The sequence below is a fragment of the Nocardiopsis sp. CNS-639 genome (assembly GCF_000381685.1).
Taxonomy (GTDB): domain Bacteria; phylum Actinomycetota; class Actinomycetes; order Streptosporangiales; family Streptosporangiaceae; genus Nocardiopsis; species Nocardiopsis dassonvillei.
The window spans coordinates 166,332-188,085 of sequence record NZ_KB906857.1 but is presented as its reverse complement, the minus strand read 5'-3'; the positions used below and the strand labels follow the sequence as shown (position 1 = coordinate 188,085).

Below are 21,754 nucleotides of genomic sequence, written 5' to 3'. Positions count from 1 at the left end.
GTATGCACGCCTTCATGGGATGATTTGTGAGTGCCTCACCTCAGTGATCTCATCTGGCGACACACGTCACTCAAGCAGGCCGACCTGGAGTGGTTCCACTCCCTGGTCTCGGACTGGCAGCTCCTGGCGGACCTGTCCTTCGCCGATCTCGTGCTGTGGGTGCGTCTGCGCGAGGACGACGGCTGGGTGGCCATCGCCCAGATGCGTCCCACCACCGGGCCCACCGCCTTCCAGGACGACCTGGTCGAGACCGTCCTGCGCGACGACATGACCGATGTCACGTCCCGTTCGGCGCCGCGCGTGATCGGGCGCAGGGCCCTGATCGACCGCGCCTGGGAGGAGGGGCGCATCTGCCGCGACGGCGACCCGGACTGGTCGGGCGGCGTCCCGGTGCGCGAGGAGACCATTCCGGTGCGCCGCCAGGGCAACCTCATCGGGGTCATCCAACGCAGCACCAACCTCAGCTCGGCGCGCACGCCCAGCCGCCTGGAGCTGACCTACCTGCAGAGCGCGGGCGACCTGGCCCAGATGATCGCCGAGGGCGCGTTCCCGTTCAGCGACCAGGGGCCCCTGATGGTGCGCTCGCCCAGGGTCGGCGACGGGCTGCTGCGCCTGGACCAGAACGGCGAGGTGGTCTACGCCAGCCCCAACGCCCTGTCGGCCTACCGCAGGCTCGGCCTGACCGCCGACCTGGTGGGGGCGCGCCTGGACCGCACCACGCTGGAGCTGGCGGCCCCGGGCGAGGCGCGCGACGAGGCGCTGACCTACACGGCGAGCGGCCGGGCGCCGCAGGAGGCCGAGGTGGACGCGCGCGGGGTCACCGTGCAGCTGCGCGCCATCCCCCTGGTCATCGACGGGGTGCGCATCGGCGCCCTGGTGATGGTGCGCGACGTCACCGAGCTGCGCCGCCGCGAGCGCGAGCTGATGACCAAGGACGCCACCATCCGGGAGATCCACCACCGGGTGAAGAACAACCTCCAGACGGTCGCCGCCCTGCTGCGCCTCCAGGCGCGGCGCCTGGACGTGCCCGAGGCGCGGGCGGCGCTGGACGAGGCGGTGGGCCGGGTCGGGTCCATCGCGATCGTGCACGAGATGCTCTCGCACACCCCCGACGAGGTGGTGGACTTCGACGACATCGCCGACCGGGTGATCCAGATGGCGGCGGAGGTCTCCTCCACGGGCACCGCGGTGGTGCCGCGCCGGATCGGCGGTTTCGGCCTGCTGAACGCGCTGGTGGCGACACCGCTGTCGATGGTCCTGGCCGAGCTGGTGCAGAACGCCGTGGAGCACGGCCTGGGACAGGGGCCGGGGCGGATCGAGGTGCGGGTGCGCCGGTTCGACGCGCAGCCGGGCTACCCGGGGCCGAGCAGCCTGGAGCTGGCCGTCTCCGACGACGGCGGGGGGCTGCCCGAGGACTTCGACCTGGAGGGCACCACGAGCCTGGGCCTGCAGATCGTGCGGACCCTCATCGTGGGCGAGCTGGGGGGAACCCTGGCGATCAAGCCCAAGGAGAGCGGCGGGACCGAGGTGGCGATCAGCCTGCCGCTGGAGCACGAGGAGGGGGAGCTGCCCTGAGGCGGGGCTCGCGCGGACCACGCGCGGGCCCGCTCCGAGGGGTCGGCGGAAGCACCGGCCCGCGACGGCCCCGGGCGCCGTCCCCGCCGCGCCGCGCGGGGACTCCTCGGGGTCTTCCGGAGCTCCTCGGGTCTCCCGGGACTTCTCGGGGTCTTCCGGGAACCCTCGGGGCCCTACCGTGCGCGGGGCCTCAGCTGCGGACCATGGTGCGGTAGGCGCTGCCGCGGCGCTTCTTGAGCGCGCGGCGCTCGTCCTCGCTGGTACCGCCCCAGACGCCGCCGTCCTGGCCGCTCTCCAGGGCCCAGCGCAGACAGGCGGAGCTGACCGGGCAGCGGTTGCAGACCGCCTTGGCCTCTTCGATCTGGATCAGTGCGGGGCCGAAGTTCCCGATGGGGAAGAAGAGTTCGGGGTCTTCGTCACGGCAGGCTGCGTCATGGCGCCAGTCCATGCGGTCCACTCCTCACGGTGAGGCGATCGGGGGCTTGTGAAGCTTTTCACGATCTTGTGCGCGTCCGTAACGGGCGAAGGGCGCCCGATGGATGGGTTCCATCGGAAGGGGTGTTCGGGCCGAGGGCCGTCCAGGTTTCATCCCACGGCCATGTGGGAAGCGCCCCAATTAACTCGCCTGTAACTCGCGGCGATAACTTGAGCGTGACAGGATCGTTCGGCCCATGCAAGAGCTGCCGAGGCCAAAGGTCCTGTTCGGCGTGTCGGGTGCGTCACAGTGGCTCGGAATGGCGTCTTTCGGCGCAATTAACAGACGATTCGTAATGCCTTCGGTACAGAGTGGAAGTTGACCTGTTCGCGGTCTCCCAGGTATTCGCCGTCGATTTGGAAGGCCCTGGGGTGGGATGACGTGATCTGGAGAGAGTCCTGGTCATGCCACGTCACGTAGCCGTCCCCACGTGCGGGAAGGCCTTTGGGGAAGAACATTTGGGAAAGGATCCACCCCGTGAGCGCGTGCGAGGAGTGGGTCAGCGCGAAAGCGTCCAGGCCCAGATCGAAACGCGAGGACGGGGTCGGCTGAAGCGGCAGCGCCCCCGCGTAGGTCCAGGGCGTGGTGTTGGTGACGAGCGCGAAATACGCCCCCACAAGGGACCTTCCGCGGCTGACCACGCTTAGTGACGGATCGCGGATATCCCCCTGGAAGAACAGCTTTACCGCCACTTCCGCGTACAGCGCGGGAGTGGCCCTGCGCCCGTTGGCGCGCTCGTTCTCCACCTGCTGGACCACGTCGGCGTCCCAGCCGAAACCAGCACAGAAAGTGAAGTAGCGGTCGTCCTGGTCGCTGGTGATCCGGCCGAGGTTGATCTCGCGCTCGCGGCCCTCGCGGACCGCCTCCAGTACGACGCCGGTGGCCTCCACCGGGTCGCCGGGCACGCCCAGGGCGCGGATGAAGACGTTGGCGCTGCCGCCGGGGATCACCGCGTAGCGGGGGCGCCTGAGCCCCTCGGGGGTGGTCAGGAGGCCGTTGACCACCTCGTTGACGGTGCCGTCGCCGCCCAGGCTCAGCACCAGCTCGTACCCGTTCCCGGCCGCCTCGCGGGCCAGCTCGCCCGCGTGGTCGCGGTACTCGGTCTCGGACACGGTGACGTCCAGCTCCGACGCCAGGGCGCCCATGATCACCTCACGCGTGCGTGACGTGGTCGTGGTGGCCTGGGGGTTCATGATGAGAAGGGCGCGCACCACGCCAGTCTAGGGCGTATCTCCCGGGGCCTCCGCTCCGCTTCGGCCCGCCCGCCGCCTGCCGGGGCGCTCCGCGCCGGGGCGGCCGCCACCCTCAGGAGACGCCACGCGCGGCGCTCCTCCTACCGGGGCGGCACTGGGCGGCACGTCGTCGCGGACCACGGTGCGGCGCCGCGCGTGCGAAGCCGGGGCCGAGGGGAGGGACCCCCGGAGCGCGTATAGGCTCGTCAGGTGTCTTCGCGTCCCGTCACCATCGTCATCGCCGCCGCCCTGGAGGCCCTGATCGGGCTGGCCGCCGCGGCCAGCGGGGTCTACAGCCTCTTCACCGCGATCACCGGTCAGGCCAGCGACCTGACCAGCGCGATCCCCCTGACCGCCCTGGGACTGGGCGCGGGCGCGCTGCTGGTCTTCGTCGCACGCGGGCTCTGGCAGCTGCGGGACTGGGCGCGCACGCCGGTGTTCGTCACCCAGCTCTTCCTGGCCGTGGTGGCCTACTACATGTTCACCAGCGAGCAGTACGCGCTCGCCGCGGTGCTCGCGGTCGTGGCGGTGTGCGCCTCCGCCGCCGTGCTCTCGCCGCCGACGACCGCGGCGCTCTTCCCCGACGAGCGGGGGAAGTAGCGCCGCGGCCGCCCGCGGCGACCGCTCGGGTGTCAGTCGTCGGTGGTCAGCGCCTGGCGCAGCTGCGCCAGGGTGCGGGCCAGCAGACGGGACACGTGCATCTGCGAGATCCCCAGCTCCTGGGCGATCTGCGACTGCGTCATGTTGCCGAAGAAGCGCAGCAGCAGGATGCGCTTCTCCCGCGGCGGGAGCTGCTCCAGGAGCGGCTTGAGCGACTCCCGGTACTCCACGCCCTCCAGGGACTCGTCCACGATGCCCAGTGAGTCGGCCACCGCGGGCGCGTCCTCGTCCCCGCTGTCGGGCGCGTCCAGCGACACCGTCGAGTAGGCGTTGGCGGACTCCAGGCCCTCCAGCACCTCCTCCTCGGTCATCTGCAGGTGCGCCGCGAGCTCGGCGACGGTGGGGGAGCGCCCCTCCCGCTGCGACAGGTCGCTGACCGCCTTGGTGAGCGAGAGCTTCAGCTCCTGGAGGCGGCGGGGAACCCGCACCGCCCAGCCCTTGTCGCGGAAGTGCCGCTTGATCTCACCGACGATGGTGGGGGTGGCGTAGGTGGAGAACTCCACCCCGCGCTCCAGGTCGAACCGGTCGATGGACTTGATCAGCCCGATCGTGGCCACCTGGGTGAGGTCGTCCAGCCACTCGCCGCGGTTGCGGAAGCGGCGGGCCAGGTACTCCACCAAGGGCAGGTGGAGCTCCACCAGCTCGTCGCGGATCCTCCGGCGCTCCTCGGAGTCCGCCTCGAGTTCGCCGAGGCGCTCGAACAACTCTCTCGCGCGGGCCCTGTCGGGCACCGCGTGCTCGGTCTTCGCTGTCAGAGCGGGCCCCCTCTCGCTCACGCCGACTCCAGTGTGCCGCGGCGTTTGTACAGGACGATGTGGACACGGTCGTCCGGTCCGACGCCCGCGTCGACCTCTCCCGCGAGGGCGGACAGGACGGTCCAGGCGAAGGTGTCGCGGGCGGGAAGGCGCCCGTCCGCGGTGAGCACCGAGACGGAGATGCGCATCCCGTCGGGGGTGAGTTCGAATTCCGTGGTCAGTTCCGTGCCCGGCAGCGCCTGGGAGAGGAGCATGGCGCAGGCCTCGTCGACACCGATCCTCAGGTCCTCGATCTCGTCGAGGGTGAAGTCCAGTCGCGCGGCCAGACCCGCCGTCGCCGTCCGCAGAACGGACAAGTAGGCGCTGTCCGCGGGCATGTTGACGGTGACAGCGTCCCGGACGCCGATGGCGTCGGCCGTGGGCACAGCGGTTTCTTCGGTCACGTCCCTCCTTCGGGGGGCGGGGTTGCCGCTTGAGAGCAATGTATCTGGTTTACCCTGCCACTGACGCAGGGAGGACGGATCGTGTCCACACGATCCGGGGCGAAAGGCCGGACGGACGGCTGGTCTCAGGGCTCCTCGGAGCCCAGTGCGTCCAGCGCGCCGCCATCCAGGCGGCGGACCGTCCACCCGTCCATGGGGCGCGAGCCCAGCGACTCGTAGAACCGTATCGAGGGCTCGTTCCAGTCCAGCACCGACCACTCCAGCCGGGTGTAGCCGCGCTCGACGCAGATCCGGGCCAGGGTCCGCAGCAGGGCCAGGCCGTGTCCCCGACCGCGCGCCTGGGGGCGCACGTACAGGTCCTCCAGGTACACGCCGTGCCTGCCGGTCCAGGTGGAGTAGTTGCGAAACCACAGCGCGAACCCGACGACCGGGCCGTCCCCGTCCTCCTGGGCGACGTGCGCGAACACCGCCGCTTCCGGTCCGAAGAGGGCGGTGCGCAGGTCCTGTTCGGTGGCGACGACCGCGTCCGGCTCCTTCTCGTACTCGGCGAGTTCGCGCACCAGGGCGTGGATGACGGGAACGTCGTCGGGACGTGCGGGACGGATCATCGGACCACCTCGGGCGCGCGGCGGGGACACGGTCGCCTCCAGGGTATGCGCTGCGGCGGGGCGCCCCCGCGCTCCGGGACCGCTCAGGGCCGGTGGGCGACCACCCGCTCCACCAGTCCGAGGAACAGCCGGTCGTGGTGGACGACCTCGAACCCGGCCTCGACGGCGACCTCCCGGGGCAGGCGGCGCGGGTTCTCCCGGCGCCGCTCCACCAGCCGCCCTGGCAGGCGGGCGTACTCGATGTGGTCGGCCATCAGGAGCCTGCCGCCCGGCGTCAGCACGCGGTACATCTCCGCCAGGGCGCGCCGCTGGTCGGGGACGGCGCACATCGCCAGCGTGCACAGGACGGTGTCGAAGGCCTGGTCGGGGAAGTCCAGCTCCTGGGCGTCGCCCTCCACGAAGCGCACGGCCCTGCCCAGCTCCTCGGCCCTGTCGCGGGCGCGGTCGAGCATGCGCGGGCTGACGTCGACGGCGGTGAGGCGCACCTGCGGCGGGTAGTGGGCGAGGTTGCGGCCCGTCCCGACCGCCACCTCCAGCGTCTCGCCGCGCGCCCCGGCGCACAGGATCTCGCGGGTGCGGCGCATGGCGGGGCTCTGGAAGCGCTCGCTGTGCTCGCAGTAGGCGGCCATGCGGTCCCAGCGCCTGCGTGTGTGGTCCGTGCGAGCGTCCATGTGCCTCTCCCGAGCGGGGCGCGTACACCACGACTCTGGCGACGCGCCGCCGCGCGGTCAAGGGATCCGGGGGTGTTTCCCCGGCCGGTACCGGCCGCCGCGCCCGGGGCGGGGACGCGGCGGCCCTCGCGGAGCGCTCAGAGCACCTTGGACAGGAACGCCCGGGTGCGCTCGTGGCGCGGGTTGGAGAGCACCTCGGCGGGCGTGCCCGACTCCACGACCAGGCCGTCGTCCATGAAGACCAGGGAGTCGCCGACCTCGCGGGCGAACCCCATCTCGTGGGTGACGACCACCATGGTCATCCCGCCCCGGGCCAGGTCGCGCATGACGTCCAGGACCTCGCCGACCAGCTCCGGGTCCAGGGCGCTGGTGGGCTCGTCGAACAGCATCAGCGACGGTTCCATGGCCAGCGCGCGGGCGATGGCCACGCGCTGCTGCTGGCCGCCGGAGAGCTGGTCGGGGTAGGCGTCGGCCTTGTCGGGCAGGCCCACACGCTCCAGCAGCTCCATGGCCTTGGCGTTGGCCTGGCTCCGGGGGACCCGCTTGACCTGCACGGGCGCCTCGGTGATGTTGCCCAGGACGCTCAGGTGCGGGAACAGGTTGAAGCGCTGGAAGACCATGCCGATGTCGCTGCGCTGGGCGGCGATCTCGTTGTCGCGCAGCTCGTAGAGCTTGCCGCGCTTTTGCCGGTAGCCCATCAGCTCGCCGTTGACCCACAGCCGTCCGGCGGTGAGCTTCTCCAGGTGGTTGATGCAGCGCAGGAAGGTGGACTTGCCCGACCCGGACGGGCCGATCACGCACATGACCTCGCCGCGCCCGACCTGGAGGTCGATGCCCTTGAGCACCTCCAGACGGCCGAAGTTCTTGCGCACGTTCTCCGCCACGACGAGCGCGTCGGCGGGCAGCGTGGCGCCCTCGGCGGTCTCCACGACGCCCGGGTCCTTCGTCTTGTCGCTCACCTGTGCGCCCCTCCGACGATGCGGTCGCGGATACTGCCGTACTGGCCGGGGTTGAACCTGCGTTCGAGGAAGTACTGGCCCACCATCAGGACGCTGGTGATGGCGAGGTACCACAGGCACGCGGCGACCAGCATCGGGAAGATCTGGTAGGTCCGGGAGCCGATGGCCTGGAGCTGGTAGAACAGCTCGATGGTCACCGGCACGTAGGCCAGCAGCGCCGTGTCCTTGAGCATGGCGATGGTCTCGTTGCCCGTGGGCGGTACGACCACCCGCATCGCCTGCGGCAGGGTGATCCGGCGCAGGACCCGGCCCTTGCCCATGCCCAGCGCCTGCGCGGCCTCGGTCTGGCCCTTGTTGACCGACTGGAGCCCCGCGCGGATGATCTCGGCCATGTAGGCGCCCTCGGACAGCGACAGCGCCAGCAGGCCGGCGGTGTAGCCGCTCAGCACGGTGCGGGTGTCGATCTCGAAGAAGCGGGCGTCGCCCTCCAGGCCCAGCCACGGCATCCAGTAGTTGTCGAAGGGCAGGCCGAACTCGATGGTCTGGTACAGGATTGCGATGTTGCCGAAGAGCACCGCCAGCACCAGGCGGGGCACGCCCCGGAAGAACCAGGTGTACAGCCAGGAGACGGACACCAGGACGGGGTTGCCCGACAGTCGCATCACCGCCAGGACGATGCCCAGGACGACGCCGATGACCATCGACAGCACGGTGGCGCTGAGGGTGATCCACACGCCGCGCACGACCGGCTCGGAGAACATGTGGTCGAACATGAACGGCCAGTTGAAGGCATCGTTCGTGAACAGCATGTGCACGAACATGGCCGCGAGGACGAGGATGACCCCGGCGGCGACCCACCGCTCGGGGTAGCGCACGGGAACGGCGGTGACGTGGTCGGCCGGACGGCCCGGTGTCGAGGTCTTCGACACCGGGCCGTCCGTCGGTTCGGTCGGTGAGGACAAGGGTCGGTCTTTCGCTCAGTGGGTGTCGGTCGGCCTGCTTACTCGGCGAGGTCGGGGTTCACCTCGGCGGACTCCATGCCGCCGGCGTCCACGCCCCACTCGCCCAGGACCTCGGCGTAGGTTCCGTCCTCGATGAGCGCGTTGAAGGCGGCGGCCACGGCCTCGGCCAGCTCCGTGTCCTCCTTGTTGGTGAGGATGCCGTAGGGAGCGGCGTTGTACTGCTCGCCGATGAACTCCAGGACGCCCTCGCCGGTCTGCTCCAGCGCGTAGGCCGAGGTCGGCATGTCGGCGAGCGAGGCGTCGTTGACGCCGGAGACGACCGTCTCGGTGGCCAGCGGCTGGCTCTCGAACTTCTGGATGGTGATGGCCTCTTCACCGGCGTCGACGCAGGCCGCGCTGCGCTCCTCGATGTCGGTGTCGTGCGTGGTGTTGGACTGCACCGCGATCCGCATGCCGCAGGCGTTGTCGGGGTCCACGTCCTGGGGGTTGCCCGCCTGGGCGAACCACTGGGTGCCCGAGGAGAAGTAGCTGATCATGTTGACCTGCTCCATGCGCTCCTCGGTGACCGTGAAGGAGGAGGAGCCCAGGTCGTAGGTGCCCGTGTCCACGCCGATGATGATGGAGTCGAAGGCGGTGGGCTCCCACGTCGCCTCCAGGCCGAGCTTGGCCAGGGCGGCGTTGACGAGGTCCACGTTGAAGCCGAGGACGGTCTCGCCGTCGGCGTCCAGGTACTCGCCGGGCGGGTAGGAGGCCTCGACGCCGATCGTGACGGTCCCGGCCTCGGCGACGTCGGCGGGCACGAGCGCGGCGAGCTCCTCGTCGACCTCGACGGAGGGCGCCTCGGGGGCGGCCGACTCCTCCGCGCCTCCGCCTCCGCCGTCCCCGCCGCCGCAGGCGGTCAGCGCCAGGACGCCGGCGAGGGACAGGGCGCCGAGGGCGAACGGCGTGGGCAGGGACTTGTGCAGAGCCATCGCGGGGTCTCCTTCGGGGGCGCGTAACGCCTGGCGGGGGCGGGTTCGTGACCCGCCTGCCCGAGCCGGAACGACATTTAGGACAATCTTCTTTTAACACTCAGAAGCCGGTGCCGTCCCATCGTGCACACCCGCGATGTTCCTGTGGTCACCGTTGTGAGAGGATTGCGTAACGGGTCATCCCCGTGAGAGGCGGCCGCGCAGCAACTCGTATAGGAGTCCGGCGAAGAACGACTCTCCCCGGCGATACCACCGGTCATGGCCGACCGGCGCCGAGGAGGGCCCCCTAGCAATCGTCACGTCTTCGCGCGCGGTCCGCACCACCGCCAGGTCCGCCCCCGTCATGGCCGACGGTGGGTGGAACACGCAAGACCTGAGGGGTTTTCAGCCGTGACCACTGTTTCGCGTTCCCAGAACCCGCGTCGTGACGACGATCCCGCCTTCGCCATGCACCGCGGCGGCAAGCTCCACGTGACCTCGTCCGTGGACGTCCGCGACCAGGAGGGACTCTCCCTCGCCTACACCCCCGGCGTCGCCCGCGTCTGCGACGCCATCGCCGAGTCCCCCGAACTCGTCGACACCTACACCTGGAAGAGCAACCTGGTCGCCGTCGTCACCGACGGCACCGCTGTCCTGGGCCTGGGCGACATCGGCGCCGAGGCCTCCCTGCCGGTCATGGAGGGCAAGTCGCTGCTGTTCAAGCAGTTCGCCGACGTCGACTCCGTGCCGATCGCGCTGGGCTGCACCGGGGTCGACGAGATCGTCGAGACCGTCGTGCGCATGGCGCCCTCCTTCGGCGGGATCAACCTGGAGGACATCTCCGCGCCCCGCTGCTTCGAGATCGAGCGGCAGCTGCGCGAGCGCCTGGACATCCCGGTCTTCCACGACGACCAGCACGGCACCGCCATCGTCACCGTGGCCGCGCTGCGCAACGCCGCCCGGTTCACCGGGCGCACCCTGGCCGACCTGCGCGCCGTGGTCTCCGGCGCGGGCGCCGCGGGCGTGGCCGTCACCAAGATGCTCGTGGACGGCGGGATCGGCGACATCGCCGTGGCCGACTCCAAGGGCATGATCTACGAAGGCCGCGAGGGCCTGACCCCCGTCAAGCGGGAGCTGGCCTCCATCAGCAACCGGGCGGGGCTGCGCGGGTCCATCGAGAGCGCGCTGGAGGGGGCCGACGTGTTCATCGGCCTGTCCGCGGGCGAGGTTCCCGAGTCCGTGGTCGCCACCATGGCCGACGACGCGATCATCTTCGCGATGGCCAACCCCAACCCGGAGGTGCACCCGGACGTCGCCCGCAGGCACGCGAGCGTGGTCGCCACCGGGCGCAGCGACTTCCCCAACCAGATCAACAACGTCCTGGCCTTCCCGGGCGTGTTCCGGGGCGCCTTCGACGCGGGGGCCACGGACATCACCGAGAACATGAAGCTGGCCGCCGCCACCGCGCTGGCCGACCTGGTGGGCGACAAGCTGTCCGCCGACTACATCATCCCCAGCCCCTTCGACGAGAGGGTGGCCCCGGCGGTCGCCGCCGCGGTCGCCGCCCAGGCCCGTGAGGACGGCGTCGTCCGCGCCTAGGGACCCGGACACGACGGGGCCCGGAGGGCGCGCCCCCGCGCCGCCCTCCGGGCCCCTCGCCGTGCCGGTCTACCTGCCGTCGCCGGGGTCGTCGACCGCCTCGCTCCAGGGATCGGCGGACGGCCTCGGACGCGTTCCGCCCTCCGGAGCGGGCCTGTCCTCGGCGGGCCCGGGCCGCTCGGTGGTGGCGGCGGGTCCCTCCGTGGCGGTGGGCTCCTCCGTGGCGGGCCTGTCCTCGGCGGGTCCGGGCCGCTCCGTGGCGGCGGGCTCCTCCTTCCCCGTCCCGGGGGCGGCGGTTCCCTCCCCGGCGGGAGCGGTCCCGTCGGCCCCGTCCCCGGTTCCCTCCGCCCGGTCGGCGGGCGGGCCCCAGTGCCGCATGTCCCGGCGGATCACCTCGACCGTGTCGTCCAGGATGCGCCGCAGGTCGGTGGCGGCGGCCTCTCCGACGTGTCCCGCCTCGCGGACCACGTCGCGCACGCGGTCGCCGAAGTCGTGCAGCGCGCGCTCGAACTCCGGGCCCTGCGACGGGCGCTCGGAATCGCGCCTGCCGCCCCAGGCGGCGCCGAACGCTCCGAAGCCCTGCGTGAAGCGCTCCCACTCGCGGGACCACCGCGAGCCGTCCTCGCAGCCCGGACCGGACTGCTCGTGGCGCTCGCCGGACTCCTTCCCGGACGCGTCCGTCCCCTCCTCGCTCCGACCGGCCTCCTCCGAGGCGGTGGAGTCGGCGGTCCCGGTGGAATCTGCGGTCCCAGCGGCCCCAGCGGCCCCGGTGGGTCCGCCCGGGGCCTCGGTTCCGGAGCGGCGCGCGCCCCCGGAGGCGAACTTGAGCTCGTCGCGCAGCGAGCTGATCGTCGCGCGCACGTCCTGCTTGACCGCGCGGGCGATGTCGCGCACCGAGTCGGTGATCTCCCGCTCCAGGTCGTTCAGGTCGTTCTCGCGCTCGCGCAGCTCCTCGCGGCCCTTGTCGGTGAGGCTGTAGACCTTGCGTCCGCCCTCCTCGGTGTGGGTGACCAGCCCCTCCTCCTCCAGCCGGGCCAGCCGGGGGTAGATCGTGCCGGGAGAGGGCGAGTACACGCCGAGGAAGCGGTCGCGGAGCAGGCTGATGATCTCGTAGCCGTGCCGCGGGTTCTCGTCCAGCAGCTTGAGCAGGTACAGCCGTAGTCTGCCGTGGCCGAAGATGGTGCTCATTCAGGCCCCCTCGGGGATCGCGGCCGGTGCCTCGGGCGCGCGCCGCAGCAGCGCCGTCCGACCGGACGCGGAGTTGGTGGTGATGGAGGCGGGGTCGACGCCGCTGCCGATCCTCCCGCTCAGGATCGTCCTGGCCGGGGCGCTGCGCCGGTCCAGCCCGAAGTCGGACTTGGCGGGCGCCGCCGCGGTGCGCAGCTCCACGGTCGCCGAGGTCTCGGAGGGCACCCGCAGGGCGATCTCGCCCGAGACCGAGGTGAGCCGGACCCGCCCCGCCGGGGCGACGTCGGTGTCTGCCAGCAGCTGACCGGAGACGGTCTTGGCGCTCAGCGCGGACAGACGTCCGCCCGCCACCGCCAGCTGGCCGCTCACGCTGTTGAACTTGAGGCTGCCGTGGGGGTCGCGCACGGCGGTGCTCCCCGAGACGGTGTTGATCTCGGTCTCGCCGGAGACGTCGTCCAGGGTGATCTCCCCGGTCGCGGTCCGCAGCTGGCTGCGGGCGCTGAGCCCGGCGGCGACGATCGGCGCGCTGGCCGTGGTGACCTCGACCGGGCAGTCCTTGGGCAGTCGCAGGTTCACGGTGGCCCTGCGGTGCTGCACGCTCTTGTAGCTGTTGAGCTGGACCGGACGCAGCCGGTCCAGGAACCCCTGGCCGGTGAGGTCCTCGTAGTGGATGGTGAGGATGCCCGCCTCCTGTGTGACCAGGAGGGGTTCACCGACGATGTCGGTGACCTCGAAGGTGACCGGGTCGTCGGTGGGAAGAATGTTGACGTGGCCTCCGATGATCCGGACCCGCAACGCGACGATGCCGTCCAGGGTCTGGGTCATCGGCCTGTCGATGGTCCAACGTGCCATCGTGCTCGGCCCCTTTCGCTCGCTCCGTGGTCTCACGATATGTCGCGTCTGCGGCGAACTCAAGATATGTCGCGGATTCGCGGGGTGTTTCAGGGAGACCTCCGGGCAAACCCCGAGGCCGCCGCGGGCGGTACCCCGGGCACGCGAAGGGGCCCGGGTCGCGCTGACCCGGGCCCCTCACGCGGTCCCTACTCGTCGTCCTCGTCGTCCAGCCGCGCCAGCCACGTGGCCAGCCGGTCGACCGGGGTCTCGAACTCGGGGTTCATGTCGGTGAACGCCCGCAGCTGCTCGGCGAGCCAGGCGAAGCTGACCTCCTCGCCGCCGCGGCGGTTCTCCAACTCCTCGATTCCGCGATCGGTGTAGTACACGCTCTTCCTTCTACGTGCTCGCAGGCCCGCCCGTTAGTCCGCGGGCGGGAAGACCGTGTCCACCAGTGCCCGCTGCTCGGCCTCGTGGCGCTTGGCCGAACCGGCCGCGGGCGCGGAGGAGGCCGGACGCGAGATCCGGGTGAACGGGCGGTCGAGCTGCTCGGAGAAGACCAGCGCGACGAAGGGCCACGGGCCCATGTTCGCCGGCTCCTCCTGCACCCACAGGACCTCGCCCGCGTTGGGGTAGGCCTTGAGCTGCTCGCGGATCTCCTCGATCGGCAGCGGGTAGAGCCGCTCCGCCCGGATGATCGCGGTGTGCTTGTCACCGCTCTTGCGGCGCGCCGCGTCCAGGTCGTAGTAGATCTTGCCCGAGCACAGCACCACGCGCCGCACCTTGTCCGGCGCGATCGAGTCGTCCTTGATCAGCGGCTCGAAGTGGCCCGAGGTGAAGTCCGCGGCGGCCGAGGTGGCGGCCTTCAGACGCAGCAGCGACTTGGGCGTGAACACCACCAGCGGGCGCTCCAGCGGCGACTTGGCCTGCCAACGCAGCAGGTGGAAGTAGCTCGCCGGGGTGCTGGGATGGGCCACCGTCATGTTCTCCTGCGCGCACTGCTGCAGGAACCGCTCGATGCGGGCGGAGGAGTGGTCCGGCCCCTGGCCCTCGTAGCCGTGCGGCAGCAGCAGGGTCACGCTGGAGCGCTGTCCCCACTTCTGCTCGCCCGCGCTGATGTACTCGTCGATGATGGTCTGCGCGCCGTTGACGAAGTCGCCGAACTGCGCCTCCCACATCACCAGGGCGTCGGGACGGGTCAGCGAGTAGCCGTACTCGAAGCCCAGGGCCGCGTACTCGCTCAGCAGGGAGTCGTGCACGTGGAACCGGGTGATGCCGTCGTCGAACTGCTTGAGCGGCGTGTGGGTCTCGCCGGTCTCGCGGTCCATCAGCGTGGCGTGGCGCTGGCCGAAGGTGCCGCGGCGGCTGTCCTGGCCGACGAGGCGGACGGGGTGGCCGTCCAGCAGCAGCGACCCGAAGGCCAGCAGCTCACCGGTGGCCCAGTCGATCGCGTCGGTCTCGACCATCGTCGCGCGGCGCGAGAGCTGGGGGGCCAGCCGCGGGTGCGGCGTGAAGCCCTCGGGCAGCGACACCTGGGTGTCGATGACCCGCTTGACCGTCTCGGTGCTGATCGCCGTCTCGACGGCGGAGTGCTCCAGGCGGCCCTCGGTGAACACCTCGGGCTTGACCACGGCACCGGGCTCGATCGGCTTCTTCTCGACCTCGCGGGTCTCGGTGAAGGCCCGCTCCAGCTCCGACTGGTAGTCGCGCAGCGCCGACTCCGCCTCCTCCACCGTGATGTCGCCGCGGCCGATGAGGGCCTCGGTGAACAGCTTGCGGGTGGAGCGCTTGGCGTCGATGACGTCGTACATCAGCGGCTGGGTGAAGGCGGGGTTGTCGCCCTCGTTGTGGCCGCGGCGCCGGTAGCAGACCAGGTCGATGACGACGTCCTTGTTGAACGCCTGGCGGTAGGCGAAGGCCAGGTGCGCGACCCGGACCACGGCCTCGGGGTCGTCCCCGTTGACGTGGAAGATCGGCGCCTGCACCATCCGCGCCACGTCCGTGGCGTAGACGCTGGAGCGGCTGTCGGACGGCGAGGTGGTGAAGCCCACCTGGTTGTTCACGATGACGTGCACCGTGCCGCCGGTCCGGTAGCCGCGCAGCTGCGACAGGTTCAGCGTCTCGGCGACCACGCCCTGCCCGGCGAACGCGGCGTCGCCGTGGATGAGGATCGGCAGGACGGTGAAGCCCTGCGGGCCCTTGTTGAGCACGTCCTGCTTGGCGCGGACGATGCCCTCGGCGACCGGGTCGACCGTCTCCAGGTGGGACGGGTTGGCGGCCAGCGAGATGCGGATCTTCTGGCCGTCGTGGGTCTCGAAGGTGCCCTCGGTGCCCAGGTGGTACTTGACGTCGCCCGAGCCGTGCGCGCTGCGCGGGTCGAGGTTGCCCTCGAACTCACCGAAGATCTGCGCGTAGGACTTGCCGCAGATGTTGGCCAGCACGTTCAGGCGGCCGCGGTGGGCCATGCCGATGACGGCCTCGTCCAGCTCGGCCTTGGCGGCCTTGGAGATCACGCCGTCCAGCAGCGGGATCAGCGACTCGCCGCCCTCCAGGGAGAAGCGCTTCTGGCCCACGTACTTGGTCTGGAGGAAGGTCTCGAAGGCCTCGGCGCTGTTGAGCCGGTGCAGGATGTGCAACTGCTCGTCGCGGTCGAGCTTCTCGTGCTCGCGCTCGACGTGCGCCTGGATCCACTCCCGCTCCTCCGGGCTCTGGATGTGCATGTACTCGATACCCACCGTGCGGCAGTAGGTGTCGCGCAGCACGCCCAGCACGTCGCGCAGCTTCATGACCTGCTTGCCGCCGAAGCCCCCGGTGGGGAACTCGCGGTCCAGGTCCCACAGGGTGAGGCCGTGTTCGAGCACGTCCAGGTCGGGGTGCTTGCGCTGCTCGTGGTCGAGCGGGTTGGTGTCGGCCATCAGGTGGCCGCGCACGCGGTAGGCGTGGATCAGCTCCTGGACCCGGGTGGTCTTGTCGAGCTGGGTGGCCTTGTTGACGTGGATGTCCTGCACCCAGCGCACCGGCTCGTAGGGGATGCGCAGCGAGTTGAAGATCTCGTCGTAGAAACCGTCCTCGCCCAGCAGCAGCTGGTGGATCCGGCGCAGGAACTCACCGGACTGCGCACCCTGGATGATGCGGTGGTCGTAGGTGGAGGTCAGCGTCATGACCTTGCTGATGCCCAGCTCGGCCAGGGTGTCGGAGGAGGCGCCCTGGAACTCGGCCGGGTACTCCATCGCGCCCACGCCCAGGATGGTGCCCTGGCCCGGCATCAGGCGCGGGACCGAGTGCACGGTGCCGATGCCGCCGGGGTTGGTGAGGCTGATGGTGGTGCCCTGGAAGTCCGGCACGCCCAGCTTGTTGCTGCGGGCCTTGCGGACCAGGTCCTCGTAGCCGCTCCAGAACTCCGTGAAGTCCATCTCGTCGGACTTCTTGATGGAGGGCACGACCAGCTGCCGGGAGCCGTCGGGCTTCTGGAGGTCGATCGCCAGGCCGAAGTTCACGTGCTCGGGCTTGGCGACACCGGGCTTGCCGTCCACCTCCACGTAGGAGTGGTTCATCTCCGGCAGGGCCTTGAGGGCCTTGACCATGGCGTAACCGATGAGGTGGGTGAAGGAGACCTTCCCGCCACGGCCGCGCCGGAGGTGGTTGTTGATGACGATGCGGTTGTCGAAGAGCAGCTTGACCGGCACCGCGCGCACGCTGGTGGCGGTGGGCAGGCCCAGGCTCGACTCCATGTTGGTCGCGGTCCGCGCGGGTGCGCCGCGCAGGCGCTCCTGCTTGACCTGGAGGGCCTCGTCCTTGCCCTCCTTGTCGTCCTTGCTCTTCGGCTTGGCGGACGGAGCCGGGGCCGCGGGGGCGGTCGGCTTCTTCTTGGGGGCGGAGGCCGCGGGGGCCTTCTCGCCCTGCGCCTTCGCGCCGCTCCCGCCCTTCGCGCCAGCAGTCTCCGCGGGCTTGTAGTCCGCGAAGAAGTTCCACCAGGCCTTGTCAACGGAGTTCGGGTCGTTCAAGTACTTCTGATAAAGCTCCTCGACCAACCACTCGTTGGGACCGAAATCTGTCAGGGGTTGAGACGCCTCAGACGACACGGCGGAGATCGCCCACTTCCGCAGCTCGCTTGTGAATGTGTAGGAAGACGGGTGGCTGCTGGCAAGGCGGGCTCAAGAAACGAACGCGGGAGCTGTTCCGCGCATACGGAGAAGCATCTGGCCTGGCCAGCACTCGTCGGGTACAAGGCTACTTGTACCGGCCTCCGCGCGGGGAACGCTGACCTTGTGGAAACTAGGAGATAGGTAACAATCTTTCACATCGACACTGCCACTACGTGTGAGTAACAAAGCCCAGAGTCGCGAGGGCGCCCGGTTTGCGGGGTTTTGCAGGGGTTTCACGATGTGAAGTTGTTGGCCGCGTCCGGCCACGCCGGATGTGGCGTGTAACACGGTGCTCCTCGGGGAACCGGCCGGGGCGGGCCTCCGTCGGAGGGGGTGCGAGCGGCCGGGCAGGACGGCCGGGCTCCCTCCGCCGGTCTTCCCAGCGGGCGGGAGGGGCCCGGGCCCGGCCGCGAACGCTCTTTCCCTCGTGCGCGGACGCGCGTTCGCCGGTGAAACGCCGGTGACCGGTGCCGAGGATGTACGGATCTGTGTGCTCTCCGGAGTTCTCCCACGCGGGAGGCCCCCTCGTGTCTACGATCCTCGGAATCGAGGACGCGACGGGCGGGGAGGCCATGAGGGGTCTGGGTGAACTGGAGGCGGCCATCATGGACGCGCTGTGGCGGTCCGAGGAGCCGATGTCCGTGCGCCAGGTCCGCGAGAACATGGTCTACGACCGCGACGTGGCCTACACGACCGTCATGACGGTGGCCAACATCCTCTTCACCAAGGGGCTGCTGGACCGGGAGAAGACCGGCCGCGCCTGGACGTACTGGCCGCGCGAGTCGCACGCCGAGTACACCGCGCGGATGATGGACGAGGTCCTCAACACCGGGCCCGACCCCGGCGCCACCCTGCTGCGCTTCGTGGAGCGCTTCAGCGACGAGGAGGTGGCGCGCCTCCACCGCGTGCTGGCCCAGGCCCGGGACCGGCGCGGCGTCGCCAGCTAGCGGGGCGCCCGCCGGACGGCCCTAGGAGCGGGTCAGGGTGCGCACGCTGCGCGAGGAGACCGCGGCCAGGGTGGCCAGCAGCGTCAGCGAGGCCACCAGCACCAGGGCCGGGGCCGGGCCGAAGCGCTCGGCGAACGGGCCGATCGCGACCTGCCCGAGGGGCATCGCCACGAACGAGCCCAGCGCGTCGTAGGAGTACACCCGCGACAGCTTCTCCTTCGGCACGTTCTCCTGGACGGCGACCTCCCAGGCCACGTCGAACTGCTGTACCGCCACGCCCGCCAGGAACATCGCGGCGAACAGCACCGGCAGCGGCGAGGGCCCGGTCAGGGCCAGGAAGGGCACGGCGTGCGCCGTCATCAGGGCCGTGCCGTAGAACAGCGCCCGCCGCGGCTGCCAGCGGGCCGCCAGCACGCCGCCCGCCAGCAGCCCGACGCTGTTGGCCGCCATGAGCAGGCCCCACGCGGTCCGGCCGAAGGTCTCGTCGGCGATGCCCGGACCCAGCACGGCCGTGGCCGCCGACCAGCCCGCGTTGACGACCATGAACTGGAGCACGATGATCCAGACCCAGGGCCGCGACACGAACTCGCTCCACCCCTCCCGCAGGTCGCGCAGCACGTTCGCGTCCCCGGTGTCCACCGGCCCGTCCGCCCGGGCCGCCCGCACGGAGAGGAAGGCCGTCCCGGCGCAGGCGAACAGCGCCGCGTCCGCCGTGATCGCCCAGCCCGCGCCGAGCAGGCCCACCACGACGCCGCCCGCCGACATCCCCAGGAACATCCCGCCCTGGACGCCCACGCCCATCGCCGCGTTGGCCTGGCGCAGCAGCTCCCGGGGCACGGTCTGCGGCGTCAGGGCCGCGGAGGCGGGCAGGTTCACCGCCGCGGCGGCGCCGTTGACCAGGCTCAGCGCGATCATCAGCGGCAGCGAGGCGGTGCCCGTCAACAGGAGCGCGCCCAAGGCCGCCTGGGAGAGCGCGGCCAGGGCGCACCCGCCCTGGAGCACCAGCGCGCGCGGCAGCCGGTCGGCGATGACGCCGCCGAGCAGGAGCAGCGCCACGTTCGCCACCGAGCGCGCGCCCACCACCAGCCCCACGCCCGTCAGCGAGCCGGTCACGTCCAGCACGGCGAAGGCCAGCGCCACCGACGCCATGCCGTTGCCCAGGGCCATCAGGGTCCGGCCCGCGACCAGCCCGCGAAAGGCCGGGTGCCCCAGCGGGGCGGTCAGTCCCGCGCCCGCGCCGCCGGTGCGCGCCATGGCCCCCCGCCCCCGTCCCCGCTCGTCGAACGGCAGCGACGATCCCGTTCCGGCCGCGGGGGTGTCAACGGGTTTTCGCGCGGCGCCCGGGACCCCGGCTAACCCAGCACCCAGCTGCGGCCCTCGGCGGCCAGCTTCTCCACCAGGGTGGCGCTGTCGTGCTCCTTGGCGAACAGGTGCTCGGGGCGCGTGATCGGCACGATCCACAGCCAGCGCACGGGGTCGCCCTGGAAGGACAGCCCGGCGGTGTCCGGCGGCCGGTGCTCGGGACGGGTGACCAGGGCCGAGGGGTCCTCAAGGAGCAGCACGGCTCCCGCGCCGCCGCGCATGGCCCGGTCCTCGGGGTTGTCCAGCCACTTGACGGTGTGGCCGGTGCCGAACCAGGTGACCGCCCGCCAGGGGAAGGCGCCGATCCACCGGAAGACGCGGGCGGCGTGGTGCGCGGGCAGCGTCGTGGCCAGCGCCAGCTCCACCCGGGCGTGCTGGGAGGTGTTGGCCATGTAGCGGTCCAGGGTAGGCATGCGCTGACCGCACATCCCGACCGTGGACAGCACCGTGTACGGGCGGTCCGCGGTGGGCGGGCGCTCCGACACGCGCAGCAGCGGCGGGTGGCCGTCGGAGACGTCCCAGTAGTGCCCGGGCTCGCCCACGTTGCGGTTGAGGTGGCTGAGCACCGTGCGCTGCACGCTGCGCCAGGCGCCCGAGGCGCGCCGCCAGTCCCAGTAGGCCTCGGCGTGCACCACGCGCGGCCACAGCTGCCCGCGCACCGAGTCCAGCTCCCAGGCGTAGGCGCTGCGGCCGATCGCCTCGCGCGCGTACCCCGGCAGCCCGCTGTCGGCCTCCGCCCAGCCCGGGATGACGGCCAGCAGCCCCTCCTCGTCCACCAGGGCGACCCCGTCGCCCTCCTCGAACCACACGGCGCGCAGGCGGTCGGGGTCGAAGCGGGGGCGGCCCTGCGGGTGCTTGGTGTAGGCCTCGGGCATGAGCGGGGCCCGGCCCTCGTACAGCCCGCCGGACTCGCTCGTGCGCGGCGCGATCTCGTGGTTGGCCAGCCACACCGGCACGCGGATGCGCCCGCGCGCGTCCAGCAGGTAGGCGGCCGTGGTGTGGGAGTCACACTCGACGACGACGCGTCGGCTCTGGTACGGGCTGATCTCGTCGAGCAGGACGTCGATCCCTGTCACCGGCCCTCCCACACACCGATCCCCGGTCGTCGTAGCCGGACGGACCCGTCAGGACCGTCCGCGCAGTGCGTAGAATCGACGGTAGTGCCCTGACAGGCGGAGCTGCACCGCGGCGGCGTATAAGTCGTATAACGACACGTTCCCGCCGCCGTCCGCGCCCGGGCGCCAGACCACCGACTCCACTTCCTACGGACTGTGTATGCCCGCCGAGCTCACCTTTGTCGCACCCCGTCGTGCCAAACCTCCCCGGCACCTGGCCGACCTCAGCCCCGACGAGCGGGCCGAGGTCGTCCGTGAGCTGGGGGAGAAGCCCTTCCGGGCCAAGCAGCTCGCCCAGCACTACTTCGGCTCCCTGGTGTCGGACACCTCGGCCATGACCGACCTGCCCGCCTCCTCCCGGGAGCGGCTCGGCGAGGCGCTGCTGCCCACCCTGCTCACGCCCGTGCGCCACATCACCTGCGACAACGGCATGACCCGCAAGACCCTGTGGAAGGCGTTCGACGGGGTGCTGTTCGAGTCGGTGCTCATGCGCTACCCGGACCGCGTCACCCTGTGCATCTCCTCCCAGGCCGGGTGCGGCATGAACTGCCCGTTCTGCGCCACCGGCCAGGCGGGCCTGACCCGCAACCTCTCCACCGGGGAGATCATCGACCAGGTGGTCGCCAGCGCCCGCGACCTGGCCAACGGCGAGGTCGCCGGCGGCCCGGGCCGCATCAGCAACATCGTGTTCATGGGCATGGGCGAACCCATGGCCAACTACAAGCGCGTGCTCCAGTCGGTGCGCCGCATCACCGACCCCGTCCCCAACGGCCTGGGCATCTCCCAGCGCGGGGTCACCGTGTCCACGGTCGGCCTGGTGCCCGCGATCAACAAGCTCATCGACGAGAGGATGCAGGTCCGCCTCGCGATCTCCCTGCACGCCCCCGACGACGAGCTGCGCGACGAGCTGGTGCCCATCAACACCCGCTGGAAGGTCGACGAGGTCCTGGACGCCGCCTGGCGCTACGCGGGCACCACGGGCCGCCGGGTCTCCATCGAGTACGCGCTGATCAAGGACATCAACGACCAGGCCTGGCGGGCCGACCTGCTGGGCAAGCTCCTCAAGGGCCACCTCGTGCATGTCAACCTCATCCCGCTCAACCCCACCCCGGGGTCCAAGTGGACGGCCTCGCGCCCCGAGGACGAGCGCGAGTTCGTGCGGCGGCTGGAGTCGCACGGGGTGGCGGTGACCGTCCGCGACACCCGCGGACAGGAGATCGACGGCGCGTGCGGGCAGCTCGCGGCGGCCGAGAACTGACCGGCCCGCCCACGGCGCC

The 21,754-nt window shown here is 71.1% G+C and carries 20 protein-coding genes; 5 read left to right on the top strand and 15 right to left on the bottom strand.

All coding sequences use genetic code 11. The features are described 5' to 3' along the window. Positions 1–30: 30 nt before the first annotated feature. Positions 31–1,575 (top strand): sensor histidine kinase, encoded by a 1,545-nt coding sequence (locus G011_RS0108275; protein ID WP_019608063.1) that lies wholly within the window; start codon positions 31–33, stop codon positions 1,573–1,575. A 190-nt stretch (positions 1,576–1,765) separates the two neighbouring features. Here G011_RS0108275 and G011_RS0108270 read toward each other — a convergent pair whose 3' ends face one another. Then, a complete protein-coding gene (locus tag G011_RS0108270) occupies positions 1,766–2,023 on the bottom strand; it encodes a WhiB family transcriptional regulator (protein ID WP_013154700.1) in 258 nt (85 codons plus the stop codon). Positions 2,024–2,328: 305 nt separating this feature from the next. Further along, the gene (locus tag G011_RS0108265; RefSeq protein ID WP_026338131.1) at positions 2,329–3,261 is read right to left on the bottom strand and encodes a diacylglycerol kinase family protein; all 933 of its coding nucleotides are present in this window, start codon (positions 3,259–3,261) and stop codon (positions 2,329–2,331) included. Positions 3,262–3,492: 231 nt separating this feature from the next. Here G011_RS0108265 and G011_RS0108260 point away from each other — a divergent pair, with 231 nt between their 5' ends. Continuing rightward, on the top strand, positions 3,493–3,882 hold the full coding sequence (locus G011_RS0108260) for a hypothetical protein (protein ID WP_019608061.1): 390 nt from the start codon (positions 3,493–3,495) through the stop codon (positions 3,880–3,882). A gap of 32 nt (positions 3,883–3,914) precedes the next feature. On the opposite strand, the gene G011_RS0108255 is transcribed toward G011_RS0108260, so the two are convergent. From G011_RS0108255 to G011_RS0108225, 7 genes are all read right to left on the bottom strand, one after another. Beyond that, positions 3,915–4,673: an RNA polymerase sigma factor SigF gene (locus G011_RS0108255; RefSeq protein WP_061080583.1), complete on the bottom strand. Its 759-nt coding sequence runs from the start codon at positions 4,671–4,673 to the stop codon at positions 3,915–3,917. Positions 4,674–4,714: 41 nt separating this feature from the next. After that, positions 4,715–5,140 (bottom strand): anti-sigma factor, encoded by a 426-nt coding sequence (locus tag G011_RS0108250; protein WP_013154696.1) that lies wholly within the window; start codon positions 5,138–5,140, stop codon positions 4,715–4,717. 125 nt (positions 5,141–5,265) lie between these two features. Continuing rightward, a complete protein-coding gene (locus G011_RS0108245; RefSeq protein ID WP_019608060.1) occupies positions 5,266–5,748 on the bottom strand; it encodes a GNAT family N-acetyltransferase in 483 nt (160 codons plus the stop codon). An 83-nt stretch (positions 5,749–5,831) separates the two neighbouring features. Further along, positions 5,832–6,419, bottom strand: coding sequence for a class I SAM-dependent methyltransferase (locus G011_RS0108240; RefSeq protein WP_013154694.1), 588 nt, complete (start codon positions 6,417–6,419; stop codon positions 5,832–5,834). A gap of 137 nt (positions 6,420–6,556) precedes the next feature. Further along, positions 6,557–7,378, bottom strand: a complete 822-nt coding sequence (locus tag G011_RS0108235) for an amino acid ABC transporter ATP-binding protein (RefSeq protein WP_019608059.1) — start codon at positions 7,376–7,378, stop codon at positions 6,557–6,559. Then, on the bottom strand, positions 7,375–8,340 hold the full coding sequence (locus tag G011_RS0108230; RefSeq protein WP_026338130.1) for an amino acid ABC transporter permease: 966 nt from the start codon (positions 8,338–8,340) through the stop codon (positions 7,375–7,377). Before G011_RS0108230 ends, G011_RS0108235 begins: the two co-directional genes overlap by 4 nt. Before the next feature lie 38 nt (positions 8,341–8,378). Further along, the gene (locus G011_RS0108225) at positions 8,379–9,311 is read right to left on the bottom strand and encodes an ABC transporter substrate-binding protein (protein WP_019608057.1); all 933 of its coding nucleotides are present in this window, start codon (positions 9,309–9,311) and stop codon (positions 8,379–8,381) included. 447 nt (positions 9,312–9,758) lie between these two features. On the opposite strand from G011_RS0108225, the gene G011_RS0108220 reads away from it, so the two are divergent. Beyond that, the gene (locus tag G011_RS0108220; protein WP_019608056.1) at positions 9,759–10,889 is read left to right on the top strand and encodes a malic enzyme-like NAD(P)-binding protein; all 1,131 of its coding nucleotides are present in this window, start codon (positions 9,759–9,761) and stop codon (positions 10,887–10,889) included. A gap of 69 nt (positions 10,890–10,958) precedes the next feature. Here the strand turns inward: G011_RS0108220 and G011_RS0108215 are convergent, their stop codons facing one another. The 4 genes from G011_RS0108215 to G011_RS0108200 all read right to left on the bottom strand — a co-directional run bounded on the left by G011_RS0108215 (position 10,959) and on the right by G011_RS0108200 (position 16,990). Next, positions 10,959–12,077 (bottom strand): PadR family transcriptional regulator, encoded by a 1,119-nt coding sequence (locus G011_RS0108215; protein WP_019608055.1) that lies wholly within the window; start codon positions 12,075–12,077, stop codon positions 10,959–10,961. Then, the gene (locus tag G011_RS0108210; protein ID WP_026338128.1) at positions 12,078–12,929 is read right to left on the bottom strand and encodes a DUF4097 family beta strand repeat-containing protein; all 852 of its coding nucleotides are present in this window, start codon (positions 12,927–12,929) and stop codon (positions 12,078–12,080) included. Positions 12,930–13,117: 188 nt separating this feature from the next. Beyond that, positions 13,118–13,297: a DUF6104 family protein gene (locus G011_RS0108205; protein ID WP_013154687.1), complete on the bottom strand. Its 180-nt coding sequence runs from the start codon at positions 13,295–13,297 to the stop codon at positions 13,118–13,120. Positions 13,298–13,330: 33 nt separating this feature from the next. After that, positions 13,331–16,990 carry a multifunctional oxoglutarate decarboxylase/oxoglutarate dehydrogenase thiamine pyrophosphate-binding subunit/dihydrolipoyllysine-residue succinyltransferase subunit gene (locus G011_RS0108200; protein WP_036552380.1) on the bottom strand — a complete coding sequence of 1,220 codons (3,660 nt, stop codon included), beginning with the start codon at positions 16,988–16,990 and terminating at the stop codon, positions 13,331–13,333. A 635-nt stretch (positions 16,991–17,625) separates the two neighbouring features. Here G011_RS0108200 and G011_RS0108195 point away from each other — a divergent pair. After that, a complete protein-coding gene (locus G011_RS0108195; protein ID WP_019608052.1) occupies positions 17,626–18,000 on the top strand; it encodes a BlaI/MecI/CopY family transcriptional regulator in 375 nt (124 codons plus the stop codon). 21 nt (positions 18,001–18,021) lie between these two features. Here the strand turns inward: G011_RS0108195 and G011_RS0108190 are convergent, their stop codons facing one another. Both G011_RS0108190 and G011_RS0108185 read right to left on the bottom strand, forming a co-directional pair. Further along, positions 18,022–19,254 carry an MFS transporter gene (locus G011_RS0108190; RefSeq protein ID WP_019608051.1) on the bottom strand — a complete coding sequence of 411 codons (1,233 nt, stop codon included), beginning with the start codon at positions 19,252–19,254 and terminating at the stop codon, positions 18,022–18,024. 98 nt (positions 19,255–19,352) lie between these two features. After that, complete coding sequence (locus G011_RS0108185) at positions 19,353–20,438, bottom strand: suppressor of fused domain protein (RefSeq protein ID WP_013154683.1); 1,086 nt, start codon at positions 20,436–20,438, stop codon at positions 19,353–19,355. 199 nt (positions 20,439–20,637) lie between these two features. On the opposite strand from G011_RS0108185, the gene rlmN reads away from it, so the two are divergent. After that, complete coding sequence (gene rlmN / locus G011_RS0108180; RefSeq protein WP_013154682.1) at positions 20,638–21,735, top strand: 23S rRNA (adenine(2503)-C(2))-methyltransferase RlmN; 1,098 nt, start codon at positions 20,638–20,640, stop codon at positions 21,733–21,735. The last annotated feature ends 19 nt before the right edge of the window (positions 21,736–21,754 follow it).